Annotated in this window: 15 protein-coding genes and 1 pseudogene; 7 read left to right on the top strand and 9 right to left on the bottom strand. The window is 68.0% G+C overall.

Annotated features, from left to right (window positions below; translation table 11 throughout):
* Together H504_RS42970 and H504_RS0109480 are read right to left on the bottom strand one after the other, a co-directional pair.
* A pseudogene (locus H504_RS42970) lies at positions 1 to 196 on the bottom strand (helix-turn-helix domain-containing protein); the annotation flags it as partial.
* 103 nt (positions 197 to 299) lie between these two features.
* The gene (locus H504_RS0109480; RefSeq protein ID WP_026422591.1) at positions 300 to 2,219 is read right to left on the bottom strand and encodes an ABC transporter ATP-binding protein; all 1,920 of its coding nucleotides are present in this window, start codon (positions 2,217 to 2,219) and stop codon (positions 300 to 302) included.
* Between the two features lie 185 nt (positions 2,220 to 2,404).
* On the opposite strand from H504_RS0109480, the gene H504_RS34110 reads away from it, so the two are divergent.
* The 4 genes from H504_RS34110 (at position 2,405) to H504_RS0109460 (ending at position 8,158) form a co-directional block, all read left to right on the top strand.
* The gene (locus H504_RS34110) at positions 2,405 to 3,679 is read left to right on the top strand and encodes an amidase family protein (RefSeq protein WP_211239291.1); all 1,275 of its coding nucleotides are present in this window, start codon (positions 2,405 to 2,407) and stop codon (positions 3,677 to 3,679) included.
* Between the two features lie 147 nt (positions 3,680 to 3,826).
* Positions 3,827 to 5,317, top strand: coding sequence for a hypothetical protein (locus tag H504_RS0109470; protein WP_157440307.1), 1,491 nt, complete (start codon positions 3,827 to 3,829; stop codon positions 5,315 to 5,317).
* A complete protein-coding gene (locus H504_RS38555) occupies positions 5,314 to 6,651 on the top strand; it encodes a GNAT family N-acetyltransferase (RefSeq protein WP_051385661.1) in 1,338 nt (445 codons plus the stop codon). The genes H504_RS0109470 and H504_RS38555 overlap by 4 nt, the downstream gene beginning before the upstream one ends.
* Before the next feature lie 166 nt (positions 6,652 to 6,817).
* Positions 6,818 to 8,158, top strand: a complete 1,341-nt coding sequence (locus H504_RS0109460) for an ATP-grasp domain-containing protein (protein ID WP_026422589.1) — start codon at positions 6,818 to 6,820, stop codon at positions 8,156 to 8,158.
* 1,225 nt (positions 8,159 to 9,383) lie between these two features.
* Here H504_RS0109460 and H504_RS34100 read toward each other — a convergent pair.
* Genes H504_RS34100 through H504_RS0109445 form a run of 3 tightly spaced genes read right to left on the bottom strand, consistent with a single transcriptional unit; the run spans position 9,384 to position 12,290 of the window.
* Positions 9,384 to 10,337: an isopenicillin N synthase family dioxygenase gene (locus tag H504_RS34100; protein ID WP_051385660.1), complete on the bottom strand. Its 954-nt coding sequence runs from the start codon at positions 10,335 to 10,337 to the stop codon at positions 9,384 to 9,386.
* Between the two features lie 54 nt (positions 10,338 to 10,391).
* Positions 10,392 to 11,255 carry a class I SAM-dependent methyltransferase gene (locus H504_RS0109450; protein WP_026422588.1) on the bottom strand — a complete coding sequence of 288 codons (864 nt, stop codon included), beginning with the start codon at positions 11,253 to 11,255 and terminating at the stop codon, positions 10,392 to 10,394.
* Between the two features lie 15 nt (positions 11,256 to 11,270).
* Positions 11,271 to 12,290, bottom strand: a complete 1,020-nt coding sequence (locus tag H504_RS0109445; RefSeq protein ID WP_026422587.1) for a tRNA-guanine transglycosylase — start codon at positions 12,288 to 12,290, stop codon at positions 11,271 to 11,273.
* Between the two features lie 106 nt (positions 12,291 to 12,396).
* Between H504_RS0109445 and queC the strand changes: the two genes are divergently transcribed.
* The 3 genes from queC to queD are packed head-to-tail and all read left to right on the top strand — an operon-like array spanning position 12,397 to position 14,080.
* The gene (gene queC, locus H504_RS0109440; protein ID WP_026422586.1) at positions 12,397 to 13,089 is read left to right on the top strand and encodes a 7-cyano-7-deazaguanine synthase QueC; all 693 of its coding nucleotides are present in this window, start codon (positions 12,397 to 12,399) and stop codon (positions 13,087 to 13,089) included.
* Entirely contained in the window at positions 13,089 to 13,727 is a 639-nt protein-coding gene (queE, locus tag H504_RS0109435; protein ID WP_245614145.1) for a 7-carboxy-7-deazaguanine synthase, read from the top strand. Before queC ends, queE begins: the two co-directional genes overlap by 1 nt.
* Entirely contained in the window at positions 13,727 to 14,080 is a 354-nt protein-coding gene (gene queD, locus H504_RS0109430; protein ID WP_026422584.1) for a 6-carboxytetrahydropterin synthase QueD, read from the top strand. The genes queE and queD overlap by 1 nt, the downstream gene beginning before the upstream one ends.
* 1 nt (position 14,081) lies before the next feature.
* Here queD and H504_RS34095 read toward each other — a convergent pair whose 3' ends face one another.
* The 4 genes from H504_RS34095 to H504_RS0109410 are packed head-to-tail and all read right to left on the bottom strand — an operon-like array spanning position 14,082 to position 17,479.
* The gene (locus H504_RS34095) at positions 14,082 to 15,209 is read right to left on the bottom strand and encodes an acyl-CoA dehydrogenase family protein (protein WP_035303796.1); all 1,128 of its coding nucleotides are present in this window, start codon (positions 15,207 to 15,209) and stop codon (positions 14,082 to 14,084) included.
* Positions 15,193 to 16,395, bottom strand: coding sequence for a class-II aminoacyl-tRNA synthetase family protein (locus tag H504_RS41900; RefSeq protein WP_051385659.1), 1,203 nt, complete (start codon positions 16,393 to 16,395; stop codon positions 15,193 to 15,195). Before H504_RS41900 ends, H504_RS34095 begins: the two co-directional genes overlap by 17 nt.
* Positions 16,395 to 16,640 carry a hypothetical protein gene (locus tag H504_RS0109415; protein WP_026422583.1) on the bottom strand — a complete coding sequence of 82 codons (246 nt, stop codon included), beginning with the start codon at positions 16,638 to 16,640 and terminating at the stop codon, positions 16,395 to 16,397. The genes H504_RS41900 and H504_RS0109415 overlap by 1 nt, the downstream gene beginning before the upstream one ends.
* Positions 16,637 to 17,479 (bottom strand): 3-hydroxyacyl-CoA dehydrogenase family protein, encoded by an 843-nt coding sequence (locus H504_RS0109410; RefSeq protein WP_281173607.1) that lies wholly within the window; start codon positions 17,477 to 17,479, stop codon positions 16,637 to 16,639. The genes H504_RS0109415 and H504_RS0109410 overlap by 4 nt, the downstream gene beginning before the upstream one ends.
* Positions 17,480 to 17,861: the final 382 nt, after the last annotated feature.

Genomic DNA, 17,861 nt, shown 5'->3' with positions numbered 1-17,861 from the left:
CCGAAGCGGCGATAGCGGTTGACCCACTTGCAGGCGCATCGGCGGGAGACACCCGTCTCGGCGGCGACATGGGCGATCGGGCGGGTGCGGCAGCGTCGGACCAGGCGGTGTGGCGGCCCTCGACCGACAGCGGGGCCGTCACGGTGGAGCACGGACGGGTCTGTCCGGTCGGCGGATGTGTTGGTCGCAGTTGCATCCTGCCTCCGAAAGACCCGTCCCCTCGTCTCAGGCCCAACCAACCATCACCAACGTCATGACCCGCAACACCAGTCCAGCCCGTCGGGCTTCGAGGCTGCGGGTCATGAACTGGACAAGGGTGCTTGGTCGGCCGGGTCGTCGCGGTAGGAGGCGGCTTGGAGGTTGTAGAGGTCGGCGTAGTGGGGGGTGGTGGTCATCAGGTCGTGGTGGGTTCCGGTGTTGAGGACGCGGCCCTGGTGGAGGACCACGATGAGGTCGGCGTGTCGGATGGAGGCGAGTCGGTGGGTGATGAGGACGACGGTGCGGCCGGTGTGCAGGGTGCGCAGGGACTCGTAGACGGCGGCCTCGGCGCGGGCGTCGAGGGCGGCGGTGGGTTCGTCGCAGATCAGCACCGGCGCGTCCCGGTAGAGGGCGCGGGCGACGCTGAGGCGCTGCCACTGGCCGCCGGACAGGTCGTGCCCGTCGCGGAAGCGGGTGGTGAGCAACGAGTCCCAGCCGTGCCGGAGGGTGGCGACGACGGCGTCGGCACCGGAGTCGCGAGCCGCCCGGACCAGGTGGTGCCCGTCGGGGTCTAATCGGTCGGGACGGCCGAGGGTCACGGCGTGCCGGGCGGTGAGCGGCCACCGGGTCGGCTCCTGCATGACGGCGGCGACCGCGTCCGCCACCGAGCCCGGATCGACCGTGGCAAGGTCGACGTCGTCCCAGGTGATCACCCCGCTGGTCGGCTGGTAGAGACCGGCGAGCAGCTTGGCGAGGGTGGACTTGCCCGAGCCGTTCTCGCCGACCAGGGCGATCACCTGCCCGCGCCGGATGGTCAGGTCGACGTCGGTCAGCACAGGCCGGGTGGCACCGGGGTAGCTGAACGACAGTCCACGCACGGAGATGACCGCCGGATCGACGGGTGCGGCCGCGCCGACCAGCGGCCGGGTGTGGTTCGCGGCGTGCGCGAGGAATACCCGCAGGTCGGCGATGTAGAGCGACTTCTCGAACAGCCGGTTCGCGGCGAGCACGACCTGGGTGAGCGATGACCGCACGGTGCGGATGGCCAGCAGCGCGGCGCCCGCGACGGCCAGCGGCGTGGCGCCGGAGTACAGCAACCAGCCGAGCGTTGCGTAGGCGAGGGCGATCCCCGTGCCGGACAGGGCGCGGCCGACCAGCGCGACCTGGGTTTGCCGTGCGCCAAGGGCGACCTGGGCGCGCTCCATCACGGTCGAGTGCCGGTCGTGCTCGGCGAGCAGGAAATCCTGCGCCCCGAAGGCCCGCACCTCGGCCGCGGACTCCTTGTGCGCCAACAGGTCGGTGACCAGCGACCGGCGCCGCCGGGTCTCGATCATGGTGACCAGGAACTGGTACTCCAGCCGGGCGTTGCGCAGGGTCGCCCAGGTTTCCGGGACGACCGACAGCAGGAGGACCGGCAGCAGCAGCGGGTGCAGGAACGCGGCCGTGGTGGCGGTGGCGGCCAACGAGATCAACCCGCCGACGACGACCGCGGCCTGGTAGGTGGCGGAGTCGATGGCGTCCATGCCGCCGTACCGGGACCGTTCGAAGTCGTCGTGGAAGTCCGGCTCGTCGAAGGTGACCAGGTCGATCCGGGAGACGGCCACGGCGAGCTCCCGCTCGATCCGGTGCCGGACCTTGGGGCTGAGCCGCTCGGTCGCCCAGGACACCGCCGTGTCGGCCAGCCCCTTCGTCGCGTACGCGGCTACCAGCGCGACCAGGGCGGGAGCCGCCGCGAGCAGCCGCTGCGGCGTCGGCCCGGTGACGAACAGCGAGGTCAGCACGCCGGTGACGGCGAACAGGCCGAGCGCGGTCACCAGGCCGGACACGACCTGGCCTGCGAAAGCCACCAGCATGGCCGTCTTGTCCGCCCGCCAGCCCGTGCGCGCCACCAAACCCAGTGCGGCGGGCAGCGATCGCGCCAACCGCCACAGACCGGCGCCGATCACCTCGTCCGCGTGCCCGAACCACACCGGTACCGACAGTTCGGCCAGCGGCGTGGCGGCGGGTTGCTTCTTCCCCATGTCTCCCCCTCGGTTCGTTTCCGGGACCAGGTTCACCCGGGGCACCGACAGTTCCGGCGGCTCCGGCGGACGGCGGCGCGCGGTCCACCCGATCGGATTACGGCTGAGCCCGGCGAGAAGAACAAGACTGCAGTTTTTCCCGGCGGCGCCCTAGCTTCTGCGGTGATCAACGGGAGGAGATCATGGTGGAACTCTGGGAAATGCCCGCGTGGCGGCTGGTCGACCTGGTCCGCGCGGGCGCGGTGTCGGCCAGGGAGGTGGTCGACAGCCACCAGCGCCGGGTGGAGCAGGTGAACCCGGCGGTGAACGCGATCGTCGACGTGCCGGACGAGGTACCGGCCGGGATTCCGGTCACGGTCAAGGTGAACATCGATGTCGCAGGCATGGCGAGCACGTTCGGTGTCGTGCGTGGACAGCCCGCCGAGCGCGACGCGGAGCACATCGCGCGAGTGAGAGCGGCGGGTGCGACAGTGTTGGGCCGCACCAACATGCCGGAGTTCGGCATGCGTTGGCACACCGCCAACGACATCCACGGCCCGACCCGGAACCCGTGGGACGCGACGTTGACGGCGGGTGGCTCCAGCGGCGGTGACGCGGCCGCCGTCGCGGCCGGGATGGTGCCGATCGGGTTGGGCAACGACGGCGCGGGCTCGTTGCGCTGGCCCGCCCAGTGTTGTGGTGTGGCCGCGTTGAAGCCGTCGTTGGGACGCGTACCGATCACGGAGACGGCGCCCTTCGCGTTCCAACTGCTGACAACGCACGGCCCCATCGCCCGCGAGGTGCGCGACCTGCGGATGGTGTTCGAACACATGGTGGGCACCCCGCTGGACGGTCCACCGCTGCCGAAACGCGTGTACCTGGCCAGTGGACTCAACGTGGACGCGGGCATTGCCCGTGCTCTGCACAAGGCAGCCGAGTTGCTCATCGATGCCGGTTATGTCGTCGAGGAACACCCGGTGCCCGCGTTAGAGCGAGCAGCCGAACTGCACACGCAGATCATGAGCCGGTTCGGCCGGATCCACGACCGGAAAACACCGGTCGAAACGGTCACTTCCGTCGAATTCGCCAGGTTTTGGGCGACTTTCGAGCCGGTCTGGACCGAGGCCCAAGGCGAGCACTCGGTCGACCCGATGGCCGAGCGGGCCGAGATCGCGCGAACCTGGGACGAGTGGATGTCCGGGACCCCGCTGGTGCTCGCCCCGGTGCGCACCCACCCGGCGTTCCCGGTCGGTGTCGACCTGGATCCGGCCTGGTTGGCGGGCTTTCCGGCGTCGATGCGGATGGCGGTCGCGGTCAACCTGCTCGGCCTGCCCGCCGTCGCGCTCCCCGTCGACATCGACGGCGCAGCGCCCCCGGTGGTGCAACTGATCGGACCGCGGTACCGCGAGGACCTGTGCCTCTCGGCGGCCGCCGAGATCGAGGCGCGGCAACCCGCGCGGGTGCCGATCGACCCGCGATAGCCACCGGAACCCAGCGATTTCCCGGCAATTGTTCACCCGGCCACAATTGCGCCACAAGATGCTGGGAGTGTCCTGGAATTGACCTGGACCCGCCGCCACCACGGGGTACGGTTGATCATCCGGTCCAGGTGCGCGGAGGCCGCTGTGGTGGAATTCGTCAACAGTTTCTTCCAGATCGGCCTGCCGGTGATCGCCGGGCTGCTGTTCGTCTTCCTGTACGTGCGACCGGCGATCCGACTGCTCAACCGCACCGTGCACCGGCGGTTCCGGGTGTCCCGGGTGCTGCGCGCGACCGCGGCGGTGATCGGGTTCTTCGGCTTCGGGCTCACCCGCAAGGAGCTGTACCGGGCGGCCTGCATGCGGGCCGAGTCGGAACTGCTGCACCCGCGGCCGACCAAACCGGACAAATACGAGTACCGACACCGATCGGAGTACCGGGCCGCGCTGCGCGGGTTCCGGGCGGACCAGCGCGCCTGGCACGCCCGGACCCGCGCCCAGCTCGGCGAGCTGATGAAGGGCGCCAGCGGCGCGCTGATCACGGTGCCCACCTGCTTCGACATCGCCAGGGCCGAGGCGGACATCGTCCGGTACTTCCGGGTCCGCAAGGCGGGCAACTCGCTGATCGACCCGGCGCCGGAGGTGTTCCAGTCCACCATCCGGGTGGAGGAGGGGTTCGTCGCCCCGCTGCACCTGCTGTCCGGCCTGCTGTCCCGGTTCGACGAGGACTGGGTGAAGTCGATCGACGGGTACGGCCAGGTCATGCTGGGCGCGGACAACGGGCTGGAGGACCTGCGGGCGTTCCAGGCCAACCTGTTCACCTGCTGGGCGTCGTGGGGGCCGAGCGCGCCGTTCGGCACCTGCGACCGCTGGGTCGGGCAGAAGCTGGCGCAGTTCGGCTACGGCGACGAGAACAACTCGATCACGCTCGCCACCCCGTCCGGCGAGGCCCGCGAGATCCCGATGCGCAAGGTCCGGGGCGGGTACACGACGCTGGCGGTGCGGTCGGTGGTGATCGGCGTGTTGAAGAACGCCACCACCATCGATCCGGAGGACCTGTGCGCGGCGCAGCAGCCGCAGAACAGCCACGGCGACGAGGACCACGCCTCGCTCGGGCAGGGTGAGCTGGTCTTGGAGGTCACCAAGCAGATCCAACAGGCGGGTGGACCGGTGGGGGCGCGGCCCCGGCGGTACTACTCGGCGTACATCTGGGCGATCCTGGTTGTAGGCGGCCCGAACGGCTCACCGCAGCCGTTGGAGCAGTGGCGGAACATGCTGACCTTCTTCGAACACGGCAACGTGGCGGACGAGGTCACCTACTCCATGCTCAAGTGCCAACTGGTGACGAAGATCCGCGCGTCGGTGGAAACGATCCTGGCAGCCAAGCCGAACGTCACGCTCAGCTTCGCCTGCGCGATAGACGAGTGTGGATGCGGTAAGCCCGTCGAGTTCGCACCGCCGCATGGGGAGTCTGTCAAGGAGATGCTGTTCAACGAAGAGTGGCTGGAGTCGCTGAAGGCACGTGGGTTCGCTGGCCGCGTGCGTCAAGCGCTGCCTACGGTGCTGGAGCGTGAGGACTACGCGGCGTGCAAGCTGCCGGAGGTTCTTACCTCTTACCTGTCGCAGGTGGCCAAGGCATGACGATCGAGTTCCACGACCTCACCTACGGGCCGCAGGACCTCGCGCGGCTGACCGCGTTCTACCACGACCACTACGAGAAGGAGTTTCCCGACCCGGACGAGCGTGAGTCGCTGGAGAACATGGTCGAGTACCTCCGTCTTCGCGAAGAGGGCTGGTACGGGCCAAACAGCTACCACATCGTGCTGGCTGTCCGCGACGGTAGCCCTGTCGGTTGTTCGGTGTCCGACTACCTGTCGGAGCCGAACGTCGGGGTCATCGAGTTCCTGATGGTGCTACCGGACGCGCGGCGGGGTGGGACCGGTCGAGCACTCTTGACGGAAACCGAACGCCTGCTGGACAAGGATGCCCGCGCGGGTAAGGGCATACCGCTCGGGCACGTCATCGCAGAGGTGAACGATCCCCGGGCACCATCCGATGTAGCGGACAACCTGGACCCGGTCGCGCGGGTGTTGATCTGGGGGCGTTGGGGCTACCGGGGTCTGGACTTCCCCTATGTGCAGCCCGCCTTGTCAGAGGGCCAAGAGCCGGTGACGAACCTCCTGCTCATCGTCAAGTCGTTCCCCCAGGCCGATGTGGTGGAGTCGGACACTGTGCGGGCGGCGGTCCACGAGTACCTGCGGTGGGCCATGCGCATCGATGACCCTGGCAGCAGTCCCGAATACCAGGACATGGCGACCTACCTGCGCGAAGTGGCGCACGTGCCGACGTTGTCCTTGTCAGCGTACGTTGGACTCGACTCGCCACTACGCGTGTACGACGTAGCTGGACCGCACGACCCGCAGTTGCCCGCCGTGCTGGCCTGCTACCGGAAGGCGTTCGACGGTAGCGAGTTGGCAGTGGACGAGCCCGAGTTCGACCGCGCGTTGACGGAGGTAACCGGCTATCACCTGTGGGGGTTGTTGTACGAGGACGGTGACGTCGTCGAGGGCATGGCGTCGCTGTTCACGTTGGAGACGGCCGGACTGTGCGGGTACGTGACGCTGGATGGGCAGTTGCGTGGGCAGTTCCGCGCTCTTGTCGCGAGGGTGGAGTGTCAGTTCCTCCGCGATAGCCCAACCGCGCGCGGTTGGTACGTCGAGCTCGGCATGGAGACAGAACCAGGTCCTTTCCGGGCGGTGGGGTTCGCGGAGTTGGCTGTGGACTACCGGATTCCGCGCGTAGACGCGCCAGTACGGTTGCTGTACAAGCCCTTCGGCCGCCAGTACGGCCCGGTTCGGCTCCCCGCAAGCGAAGTACAGCGCACGCTGGCGCGGATCGCCACAGTCGTGTATGGGGAGCCCGCACACTCAGTGACCACATCGCTGGATGGGTTGGATTTCGCCACCTTTTGCTGAGAACTCGTTGCTGTTGTTCGCAATCGCCCGCCAACCGCACTAGGATCGACCCAGACGCATGAGCGCGATCGGGGGCTCTCGCGGCGTTGCGGGTCGACTTCGTCCAGTCGACGCGCAGGTCACGTCCCCTGGTGCGCGCGGTCGATCGAGTCAACAGGGGTGAGAGATGCAGGACCGCACGGGAACGTCGGGAGCGGCGGCCGAGGCGTACTACGTCGATGTCGCGCTGCCCGGCCTGGAGAGCTTCGGCGAGGTCGAGATCCGCTGCGGCCTGCTGCGCGACATGGGGTTGCGCTCGCTGGTGCTGGCCCGGCCGGAGATGGTCGAGCGCTACACCGGCAAGGCCGACCTGGTCGTGGCCTGCGCCGACGTGTACTCGACCGACGCCGTCACCGAGGTCCTGACCCCGTACCGGGGAAAACTGGCCAACTGGGTCACGCTGAACGACCTCGTGTGGCACATGCAGCTCGGCGTGTCCGACCGGCTCGGCATCACCTTCCCCGGCAAACGCGGCCAGCTCAACTGCCGCATCAAACCCCTGCTGCGCGAGGTGCTCGCCGACACCCTGCCCACCAGGGCCCGCGTCATCAACCGCGACGACCTGAGCCGTGCGCTGGTCACCGAGCTCGGCGCGGACCTGGGCTACCCGTTCGTCGTCAAACCGATCTGGGGCAGCGGCGGCTCGTACGTCGAGTTCGTCGAGGACGCCGAAACCGGCTACGACCTCATCTCCACCGTGTTCACCCAGCTCGCCGAGGACAGCAACATCCACACCTACGGCACCGACGACGGCAGGCTGTGGGACCCGCGCACCCAACTGCTCGTCGAGGAGTACGTGACCGGCCGCGAGCTGTCCCTGGAGGCGTTCGTCCAACACGGGGAGCTCACCAGCCTGCTCACCCAGGAGAAGTACTTCTGGGACTCCGACGGCGCCTACCGGTTCGAGACCGCGAACCTGTGCCCCACCCCGTTCCTCACCGAGGCCGAACACGCCACCATCCACACCGTCATGCAGGACGCCATCACCCGCCTCGGCGTCGACGACACCTTCGTCCACATCGAGTTCAAGTGGGACGGCGACCGCGTCCACATGATCGAGCTCAACCCCCGCCTCGGCGGCGGCGCCGTCCCCAAGACCCTGGACAACTGGTTCGGCATCGACACCCGCCAACTCCGCTTCACCCTCATGGTCGGCGACCCCATGCCCGCCCACTTCCACGGCCGCGACGGCTTCACCCTCGGCGTCTTCGTCAACGCCCACCAATCCGGCACCTTCACCGAACTCGACGGCCTATCCTGGGTCCACGCCCAACCCGAGTTCAGCTTCGAACAGAAGTACCTCCAAGAAGGCCAACACATCCCCCCACGCAACGGCTCCAAAGCCAACCGCGTCCACTGGCTCTACTGCTACGACGCCTTCTACGACTGCACCGACATCACCCAAATCGACCGCCTCTACACCGAAACCCGCAACCGCGTCCACCTCAAATTCGCCGACGCACACTAGCCACACAGAGGCACAGAGGCAGGAGCAGGAGCACATTTTTCGGAAGGCCAACAGACTCCAACCACAGCACCGACTCAACCATCGACGAAGCGCCACTCCTGCACCGCGCGCCCCCACCACACCACCGTGTGATAACCCACACACACACAGAACTTGCCCCGCGCGCCTCGAAACCCGCCCCTCATCGACAAGGGCCGCCAGCCCACCCACGCGCCTCGAAACCCGCCCGAAATCGACGAAGCGCCACTCTGGCACCGCGCGCCTCGAAACCCGCCGATCCCAACCGCCCGTTGTGGTGAAGTTGTTTTGTTTGGGGGGAGCGGTGGCCTAAGCCGGCCGGCGGGTAAGGCCACGCTTTCCAGTGGCCCCGCCTTTTAGCCTTACCCAGGCTACCGCTAGGGGCCCCAAACAAAACAACTTCACCACAACGGGCACTTCAGCTTTAATCTGGCGCCAGTGGCCGGCGTCGCCGCCAGGCGACAAGGCCGAACAGCGAGGCGAAGCCGAAGCCCAGAGACCCCTCCAAGATCAACCGCCCCAAGCACCCCCCGAATCAACCCTACCGGGAATCACCATCACCAGTCGCCCACAAACCTCGCCCTGTGAACAACCACAAACCTTGTGGACAACTGCCAACCTCGGTGGACAGCTACAACCCTGGCGGACAAACACAACCCTGGTGGGCAACCACAAACCCGCAGACACCCCACAAACAACCAGAAGCCCGCGGGCAACCACCAACCCCCAGGCACAATGCCACTAACTTAAGCCATTTTCCCTGGTCAGGGCTTATCTTGATGTCAGCTTGGCCACGTGCCAAGGGTCTGAGCGCCTGTCCACTAGGGACTGTTACCCCTTGCTTGAAGGGAATCCTTGGTGCGCACGGTGGTGCAAAGATCCCGAAGGGGTTGCCGACTAGCCCCACAATCGACCATAAACCCACGAACGACCACAAGCCCTACGACCGACGCCGAACCGAACGGTGGAGCGCAGGTTGGTGAACCAGTAGTCGGCGGTCAACTCCCGGGTGCCGGTCAGCTCGGCGGACACCGTCGAGTGGAACGGGATCGCCGACGGCCGGGGCCAACTGTCCGCGAAGGCGGTGGTGATCTCCGCGCGCAGCGGGTCGATGTGGTGGAGTGGGAGGCGTAGTCGACGAGCAGGATCTTGGCGCGCATGTCCTCGGCCGCGTAGGCCCCGCGAACAACCAGAACCCCGCAGCCAACTAAAAGATCTCCCCCACCCGTTCCCACTCCCGTTCCCCCACCACGAACGGCCCAGACTCCGACCCCAGCCAAGAATTACCCCTCGGCACACTCGCCGCCGCGAGCCGGTCATGATCAGCAGAGGTCAACGGTGTGAGAACACTCCGCAGATCCGGGATGAAGAACGTGATCAACGAAATCCGGTCACCCCGAAGTGCCTGGTTGTGTACCCGGTGTACACACGCCCGGTAGTACCCGCTGCTCCACAGCTCCAACAGTTCACCCGTGAACGCGACGCAGCACCCGGCTGGGGGGAGGACTTCCAGCCACTCCCCCGCTGTCGTCAGGACTTCCAGTCCGGGCGTGTCCTGGAGGCTGACCGTCACCATCCCGCTGTCGGTGTGCGCGGCGAGCCGTGCTTCTTCGCGGGCGTATCCGGCTGGGTTGGCGTAGTAGATCACTCGCGCGAATGAGCACAGTTCCGATCCGAACGGCGACGAAGGCGTACCCAACACGGGTGGCTGGCCCAGCGTCGCCGCGAGTGCCTCGATGACCGCCGTGCCAACGCGTGCCTGGTAAGCGGAATAGGCGTCCAGAGCCGCCCGGAAGCCGGGCAGCGAAGGCCACTGGTTCCCGCCGTACATCTGGTAGTACGGCGGCGGGTTGTCGGACGCCGGTGCCTCGGCGTCTCTGCCGAACTCGAAGGACTCCTTCAGATCGGCCGTGCCGTTGGTGCTTTCCTCGCCCACGCCAACATATCCCCGGTAGTTCGCCGAGTTCGCGATTGACAGGGCTTGTTTGTCGGCCGCGGGCAAGGCGAAGAAGCGGCGGGAGACGTCGAAGAGTTCGGTGCGCAGGTCGGGGTCGAGTCCGTCCACATAGAACAGACCGACTTCCCTGGTGGCGGCGTGGATCGTGTCCAGTGTGCCGGGTGCGCGGGCCACGATGTCGTCGAGTCGGATTGTCGGGATCACGGCGGCCTCCGTGGGCGGTCGGGGAGGCCAGCATAACCGCGGGGAGCGCTCCGATCAGCCGACCGGACGGGCGACCAGGCACACCTCATCGGCGGTACGGAACTCACCCACCTCGGTGAACCCGTGCTCGGCCAGGAAGCGGCGCAGCACCCCGGTTTCGCGGCGTTCGATGTCCTGGCGCTTGGCCATCGCGGTGCGGGACCCGGAGAACACGACCAGGTCGGCGGGGGTGCGGGCGAGCACGTCGAGTGCCTGTGGCGCACGTCGGGCCACCACCGGGAGCACCTTCAGCACCAGCGCGACGTCGACCCGGTTGGGCAACCCCCGGGCGTGCAACGCGGGCCAGTCCTCGGTGAGGTCCCAGCGCACGGGGTGGACGCGCTCGTCGCCGCGGGCGTAGGCGGAGACAGCGCGGATGGCTTCCGGGTCGGTGTCGACGGCCCACAACTGGCCAACCGGCGGGTCGTCAAGGGGGAATACCAGGGGCAGCACCCCGCAGCCGACATCGACGATCGTGTCCGGGCGGCCGATGTGGTCGAACAGTTGGCTGAAGAACCCGTCCAGCTCACCGAGTCGTTCGGCCGTGCTGACGTGGTTGGCCACCACGGCCCGCACAGCGGCGGCGCGCTCGTCCGACGACACCGGTAGCGCTACCAGTCGATCAACCGCGTCCGACGCCGAAGACTCCGCGGGGCGGTACCGGCGGAGGTGGTGGTAGATCTCCTTCTTAGCCGTCGTCGCGGCGTCTCGGTATACGCGTAGACGCTTGACCTGCTCCACCGAGTCCGCGGCCGCGACAGCGGTGACCAGGGCCCGGCTACGACCGAACGACTCGACCACCATGTCCACCGCCTGGTCGTGCTCGATGCGGTAGCGCCGGACCACGTCCCCGGCCAGGTCGTCCGCGAGGGACCGCATCAGGTCGCTGATGGCTCAGCCCACCAGCTCGCGCCAGGACCGCTCCAGCGCGCTGTTCGGGAACCACGCGCTGTGCACCTCGAGGATCTCGGCCAGGTATGCGTCGAGGGTGTCGTCGTCCAGCCGCTTGTTGATCTCGTCCATCGTGTGGCAGATCGTCCACAGGTTGTGCAGGAACAGGTCCTCGCCCTCGGGGAACTCGGTGGGCTCGTCGGCGCAGGCCGGGCAGTCGCAGCGGTACTCCCCCGCGCGCAGCGGACCCGCGTCGCGGATCGCGCCGTACGGCGTCATGTACCAGCCGTCGCGGGCGAAATGGCCGTACGAGGCGGAGTCGAAGATGTTGACACCGCAGGCCACCAGGAACGGCAGCTCACACGGGTCGCCCGCGCCGTAGAGGTGCATCGGCACGTCCGGCCCGATGACCTCGCGGGCGTCCTTGGCGACGGTCCCGACGAAGGTCATGTCGTGGTTGCGGTTGAAGAACGGCACCAGGCTGCCCAACGCGAGGTAGCGGACACCGTAGTCGCGGAGGGTGCGCACGCTGCGGTGCCGAAGGTCCATGTACCGACCCCCCTGGGTGACCCCCGCCAGTATGCCGCGCTCGACCAGCCCCAGCGCCTGCTTGATCCGCTTCTCGGTGGCGGTGAGCTTCGCCTCGGCCACCGACCGGGAGTCGCCGGGCGGGGTGACCAGGTCGAGCGGGGCGAGGATGTCGCTGCCGATGCGGTCCTGGAACCGGACGATGTCGCGGTTGTCCAGGTAGAGCTTGCGGGTGAAGCCCTGGAACGCGCCGGAATCGGTGGTGACCAGCCCGGAGACGCCGAGGTAGTCGTGCAGGCCCTGCCGCAGCACCTGTTCCCGCAGATCGCGCTGCTTGTAGAGGAAATACGAGTTGACGATGCAACCGTCGACGGTGGGCCCGTCCGCCCAGCTCTCCAACAGGCCGTGCTGGCGGTGCGGCTGGTACACCGGCAGGAACAGGGGGAGCCGGTGTTCGCTCCCCCGATTGGTCACGAATACCCGCGAGGCCCGCATCCACCCAGTCTAACCAGCGTGAACACCCGTCACCGACGCGGCCGCTCGGACCGGCCGGAGTAGGCTGGGCTGGACGAATCGGTCGGGAAACGAGGGTTGGACGGGCGTGGCGGAGACGAAGTCGAAGGCGGTTGTGCTGCTCAGCGGGGGTCTGGACTCGGCGACGGTGTTGGCGATCGCGGCTGACCATGGCTTCGAGACCTACGCGCTGAGCTTCCGCTACGGCCAGCGGCACTCGGTGGAACTGGACGCGGCGGCCCGGGTCGCCACGTCGCTGGGCGCCGCCCAGCACGTGGTCGCCGACATCGACCTGCGGGTCTTCGGCGGCTCCGCGCTGACCGACGACGCGATCGCCGTCCCGCACCACGACAGTGTGGACGGTGTCACCCAGGACATCCCGGTGACCTACGTCCCCGCCCGGAACACGATTTTCCTGTCCTTCGCGCTCGCCTGGGCGGAGACGCTGGGGTCGCAGGACATCTTCATCGGGGTCAGCGCGCTCGACTACAGCGGTTATCCGGATTGCCGCCCGGAATACATCGAGGCGTACCAGCGAATGGCGAACCTGGCCACCAAGGCCGGGGTCGAGGGCAGCCAGAGACTCACCATCCACATGCCGCTGGTCGCGTTGACGAAGGCGGACACGATTCGCCGCGGCCGGGAACTCGGCGTCGACTACGGCCTGACGCACAGTTGCTACGACCCGGTCGACGGCCGCGCCTGCGGCAGTTGCGACTCGTGCCTGCTGCGCGGCCGCGGCTTCGCCGAACTCGGCCTGACCGACCCGGCGCTGGGCTGATGTACCTGGTCAAGGAGATCTTCTACACGCTGCAGGGCGAGGGCACGCACGCGGGCAGGCCGTCGGTGTTCTGCCGGTTCAGCCGCTGCAACCTGTGGACCGGCCGGGAGCAGGACCGGCACCGGGCCGTCTGCACCTTCTGCGACACCGATTTCGTCGGTACCGACGGTCCCGGCGGCGGCCGGTTCGCCACCGCCGCCGACCTGGCCGCCGCCGTGTCCGCCGCCTGGGCGGGCGAGGCGCACCCGCGCAGCAGGCCGTACGTCGTCTGCACCGGCGGCGAACCCCTGCTGCAACTGGACAAGGCCGCGGTCGACGCCCTGCACGCGGTCGGTTTCGAGGTCGCTGTGGAGACCAACGGCACCCGCCCGGCGCCGCCCGGACTGGACTGGATCTGCGTGTCGCCGAAGTCGACCGCCCCGGTCGTGCTGACCTCCGGGCACGACCTCAAGCTGGTCTACCCGCAGCCGGACGCGCCGCCCGAGCGGTTCGAGCACCTGGACTTCGCGCACTTCCTGCTGCAGCCCATGGACGGCCCGGACGTCGAGGCCAACACGAAGGCCACCGTCGAGTACTGCCTGCGCAACCCGCAGTGGCACCTGAGCCTGCAGACCCACAAGTACCTGGGGATCGCCTGATGGACATCTTCCGCGAGTTCACCTTCGAGGCCGCGCACCGGCTGCCGAACGTGCCCGACGGCCACAAGTGCGCGCGGCTGCACGGGCACTCGTACCGGGTGGTCGTCGAGGTCAGCGGCGAGGTCGACCCGGTCGCGGGCTGGGTGATGGACTTCGGCGACCTCAAGGCCGCGGTGAAACCGGTCATCGCCGAGTTGGACCACTACTACCTCAACGAGATCCCCGGTCTGGAGAACCCGACCAGCGAGATCCTGGCCCGCTGGCTGTGGGCCCGGCTCGTGGACGCGTTGCCGCTGTCCACGATCACCGTCCGCGAGACCTGCACGTCCGGCTGCACCTACCGGGGCGAGTGAGTCAGCTCCGGGCCAGGGTCAGGTCCGCGATCTGGATCTGCTGGATCTGCGTGGTGCCCTCGATGATCTCCTGGATCTTGGCGTCCCGCAGGTGCCGCTGGACCGGGTAGTCCGGCCCGACCCCGTTGGCACCGTGCAGTTGCACCGCCTCGGTGGCCACCTGGTAGGCGGCCCGGGTGGCGAAGTACTTGGCGATCAACGTCTGCCGCACCGCGTCGCGGTGGGATGAGCCGCGCATGGAACCGGCCTGGCGGCACAACAACCGAGCGGCCTCGACCGAGGTGACCATCTCCGTGAGCGTGCGCCGCACCAACTGGTGCTCGGCCAGCGGGACCGAGAACTGCACCCGGTCGCGGGCGTAGTCCAGGCTCGCGTCGAGACACCCCTGCGCCAGCCCGACCGCGCCGTACGCGGTGCTGTAGCGGCCGTAGTCCAACGACGTGGTGGCGACCAGGTCGAAGGTGAGCCGACCGTGGCTCACCAGGTTCGTCTCCGGGACGACCACCGAGTCCAGCCGGATCTCGCCGAGTTCGGACGCGCGCAGACCGAGCAGACCGGTGATCGGGTCCACCGTCAGCCCCGGTGTGCCGCGCTCCACCACGAACGCGGCCGGGTCGTCGTCGAGCCGGGCGAAGACCAGGAACACGCCTGCCCGCTGGGCGAAACTGATCCACTTCTTGGTGCCGGTGATCTCGTAGCCGTCGAGGACCTTGCGGGCGGTGGTGGTGCCGTTGCGGGCGTCGCTGCCGACCTCGGGTTCGGTGAGGGCGAACGAGCCGATGACCTCGCCGGTGCCGATGGCGGGCGCCCAGCGGTCGCGCAGACCCGCGTTGCCCCACTTGAGGATGGCGTGCGCGACCATGCCCTGCACGGCCACGAGGTTGCGGACCGAGCCGCAGCCGCGGCCGAGCTCCTCGCTGAGCAGCCCGTAGGTCTCGGCGGCCATGGCCTGCCCGCCCGCCTCGGCGGGCAACGTCGGGACCAGCCAGCGGGCGGCGGCCAGGTCGGCGATGACGGAGTCGTCGAGGCGTTCGGCGCGGTCCCACGCGTTGGCGTGCGGCAGCAGCCGTTCGTCGCTGAAGCGGGCGAACGCGGTCTGGTTGTCGCGCTGGTCAGTGCTGAGCTGCACCTGTGGTTCCCATCCGGTCGGTGACGGCGGCGGGCCACCCCGCCGGGTCAGGGCCGTGCTGGCAGAGGAACGCGTACGCCAACCGCTCCAGGCCGAAGCCGACGCAGCCGCTGGCGATCGGGGTCGCGTCCGGGCCGGTGATGTCGAAGGACTCACCGAAGAAGTGGCCGTGCAGGTTGAACGAGCCGACGGCGATCGTCCGGTCCGCCGCGACCGGGACGCGGAGTTCGAACTTCAGCTCCATCATCCGCTGGGACAGGATCTTCCCGGCCGTGTCCGCGTTGCCGAAGAAGTGGTCGTTGGCGACCTCGCAGAAACCGACCAGGTCCAGTTCTTCCAGCAGCGCGTACGCCGCGCTCATCACCGTGTTGCGGCAACCGGTGGCGAACTCCTCGCCGCCGAGGAACACGATCTCGCGGATGGTGAAGTCCCACAGGCGTTCCATGCTCGTGTGGTAGCGGGATTCGTACCGGAAGGACTTGCCGCGCGCGGTGACCACCATGTCTTCCGGCAGCGAGCGGCCGGTGTACTGGTGGTACGTGTGGTAACACATCGTCGGCGGCAGGCAGTAGTCCTGGTTGGCGCACCGCGCGAACAGGTCGTCGGGCAACCGCCCGGAATCGCGGTAGCGTTCGACGAAACCGGAGTAGACCTCGATGTCGTTGTGCAGCCGGGTGACGAACATGGCGAACTGCGGGAACGAACCGAAGTAGCCGAACCGGTCGAGCACCCCGGTCGGCAGCAGGGTCGGGTAGCGGAACTCGCGGGATCGGGGCAGTGCCAAGGCGATCGCGCGCAGCCTGCCGTCCAGGTAGTCCACAAGGGACAGCAGCGGCTCGCCGAACCCGACCTGGCCCTCGCCGGAGACGAACGCGGCGTCGGCGGCGAGCAACTCCGGGAACGGGTCGGCGAAGGCGTCCCGGGTGACCGCGGACCGCCACACGACTTTCGGCGGCAGCGGACGCTGGGTGAGCACCTCGGTGGCCACGACCTTCCCGACCTTCGCGCTGACCTCGGATTCGACGACATCGCCGGAAAGGGTCAGTTCGACCGCCCGGATAACACCGTCCTCGGCGACGAGGTCGAACTCGGTTATCGCGCTGGACACGAAGAACAACCGTTTCGCCAGTTCCGGGGCCAATTCGGGTGGAACCGGGTGGTCCAGCGGTACCAGGAGCGTGGACATCAGACCGAGGAAAGCTTGCGGTTGACCAGTTCGTCGACCCGGTCGACACTGCGGAAATGGTCGAACTGGAGGTCGTCTCCGGTGACCGAGATGCCGAACTCCTGCTCGACGAACACGACCAACTGCATCACGAACATCGACCGGACCAGGCCGCGCTCGAAGATGTCATCCGAGTCGGCGAGGTCGGTCTCGGTGATGTTGTCCAGCACGAACTCCCGGATCCGGCCCAAGCTGTCCTCGCTCATTTCCCGCGCCCCTCGTAGTCGAAGAATCCCCGCCCGCTCTTGCGCCCGTGCAGCCCGGCGTCGACCATGCTGGTCAGCAGCGGGCACGGCCGGTACTTGCTGTCCTTGAACTCGTCGTGCAGCACCTCGATGGACAGCAGCACGGTGTCCAGGCCGATCAGGTCGGCGGTCTCCAGCGGGCCCATCGTGTGCCCGAAGCACTCGACGAACAGCCGGTCGATGTCCTCGGCGGTGCCGACGCCCTCGTGCAGCAGGAACACCGCCTCGTTGACGGTCAGCATCATCACCCGGTTGGTGACGAACCCCGGCGAGTCGTTGACCAACACACTCTTCTTGCCCAGCGCGTCGACGAACTCGCGCATCCGGCCGATGGTCTCCTCGGACGTGCGCCTGCCGCGGATGACCTCGACGGTCGGTTTGAGCGGCACCGGGTTCATGAAGTGCGTGCCGATGACGTCCTCCGGCCTGCCGGTGAGCCCGCCGAGCCGGGTGATCGGGATGGCCGAGGTGTTGACCCCGATCGGCGTACCGGGGGCGACCAGTTCGCCCAGCCGCTGGTAGATCGGCCGTTTGACGGTGAACCGCTCGGTGGCGTTCTCAATTACCAGATCCGCTTTCGCCACCGCGTCGAGATCGGTGTGCAATCGCGTTCCGGCGAGCACCTCGTCGCCGGTGATCGCGGTCTTGGGCGACAGCAGGGTGTACAGCCGCGCGTCCTGCGCGATCGTGCGCTGTACGCCTTCCAGGATTTCCTCGGTGCGGTCCACCAGAATGACCGAGAATCCGGCCTGGCGCAGCGCGATTGTCACGCCCCGCCCCATTACCCCCGCACCGACCACACCCACGGTCTCGACGCTGGCCACTACCGATTCAACCCCCTCGCTGCACCGCCCCGACGGGCTGGGAAATCGCGTGAGTCAACCCCAGGTGGTCGCGCACAAGGCGCCGTCACCGGCCCAGCACCGACACCCCGGGCGGGTATTGCCGGATTTGTCGGTGCGGTCCACTGTGAACGATCCTCCCCGCGCCAAACAACGGCCCCCATCTCCACGGGGACTGGGACCGACAGTACCTCAACGGGGCGGTTGTGCGGCAGGGGTGCGCGCGATCGCCGAGTTGTTCCACTCGCGAGGGAGTAGAACTCGGCCGATCCGTAGGTATAGTCGAAACCCGGGGTGGGAGTTTTCTTCGCCCTTTGACACCCTCGCTGTCGGTCGCGGC

The sequence above is a fragment of the Actinokineospora inagensis DSM 44258 genome (assembly GCF_000482865.1).
Classification (GTDB): Bacteria; Actinomycetota; Actinomycetes; order Mycobacteriales; family Pseudonocardiaceae; genus Actinokineospora; species Actinokineospora inagensis.
This window is presented reverse-complemented; position numbering and strand designations above follow the sequence as displayed.

Excerpts from the sequence above, each read along its gene's own strand:
- H504_RS41900 (WP_051385659.1), bottom strand. The coding sequence starts at position 16,395 with ATGTCCACGCTCCTGGTACCGCTGGACCACCCGGTTCCACCCGAATTG.
- H504_RS0109460 (WP_026422589.1), top strand. The coding sequence starts at position 6,818 with ATGCAGGACCGCACGGGAACGTCGGGAGCGGCGGCCGAGGCGTACTAC.
- queD (WP_026422584.1), top strand. The coding sequence starts at position 13,727 with ATGGACATCTTCCGCGAGTTCACCTTCGAGGCCGCGCACCGGCTGCCG.
- H504_RS0109445 (WP_026422587.1), bottom strand. The coding sequence starts at position 12,290 with ATGCGGGCCTCGCGGGTATTCGTGACCAATCGGGGGAGCGAACACCGG.
- H504_RS38555 (WP_051385661.1), top strand. The coding sequence starts at position 5,314 with ATGACGATCGAGTTCCACGACCTCACCTACGGGCCGCAGGACCTCGCG.
- H504_RS0109480 (WP_026422591.1), bottom strand. The coding sequence starts at position 2,219 with ATGGGGAAGAAGCAACCCGCCGCCACGCCGCTGGCCGAACTGTCGGTA.
- H504_RS0109415 (WP_026422583.1), bottom strand. The coding sequence starts at position 16,640 with ATGAGCGAGGACAGCTTGGGCCGGATCCGGGAGTTCGTGCTGGACAAC.
- H504_RS0109450 (WP_026422588.1), bottom strand. The coding sequence starts at position 11,255 with ATGCGGTCCCTCGCGGACGACCTGGCCGGGGACGTGGTCCGGCGCTAC.
- queE (WP_245614145.1), top strand. The coding sequence starts at position 13,089 with ATGTACCTGGTCAAGGAGATCTTCTACACGCTGCAGGGCGAGGGCACG.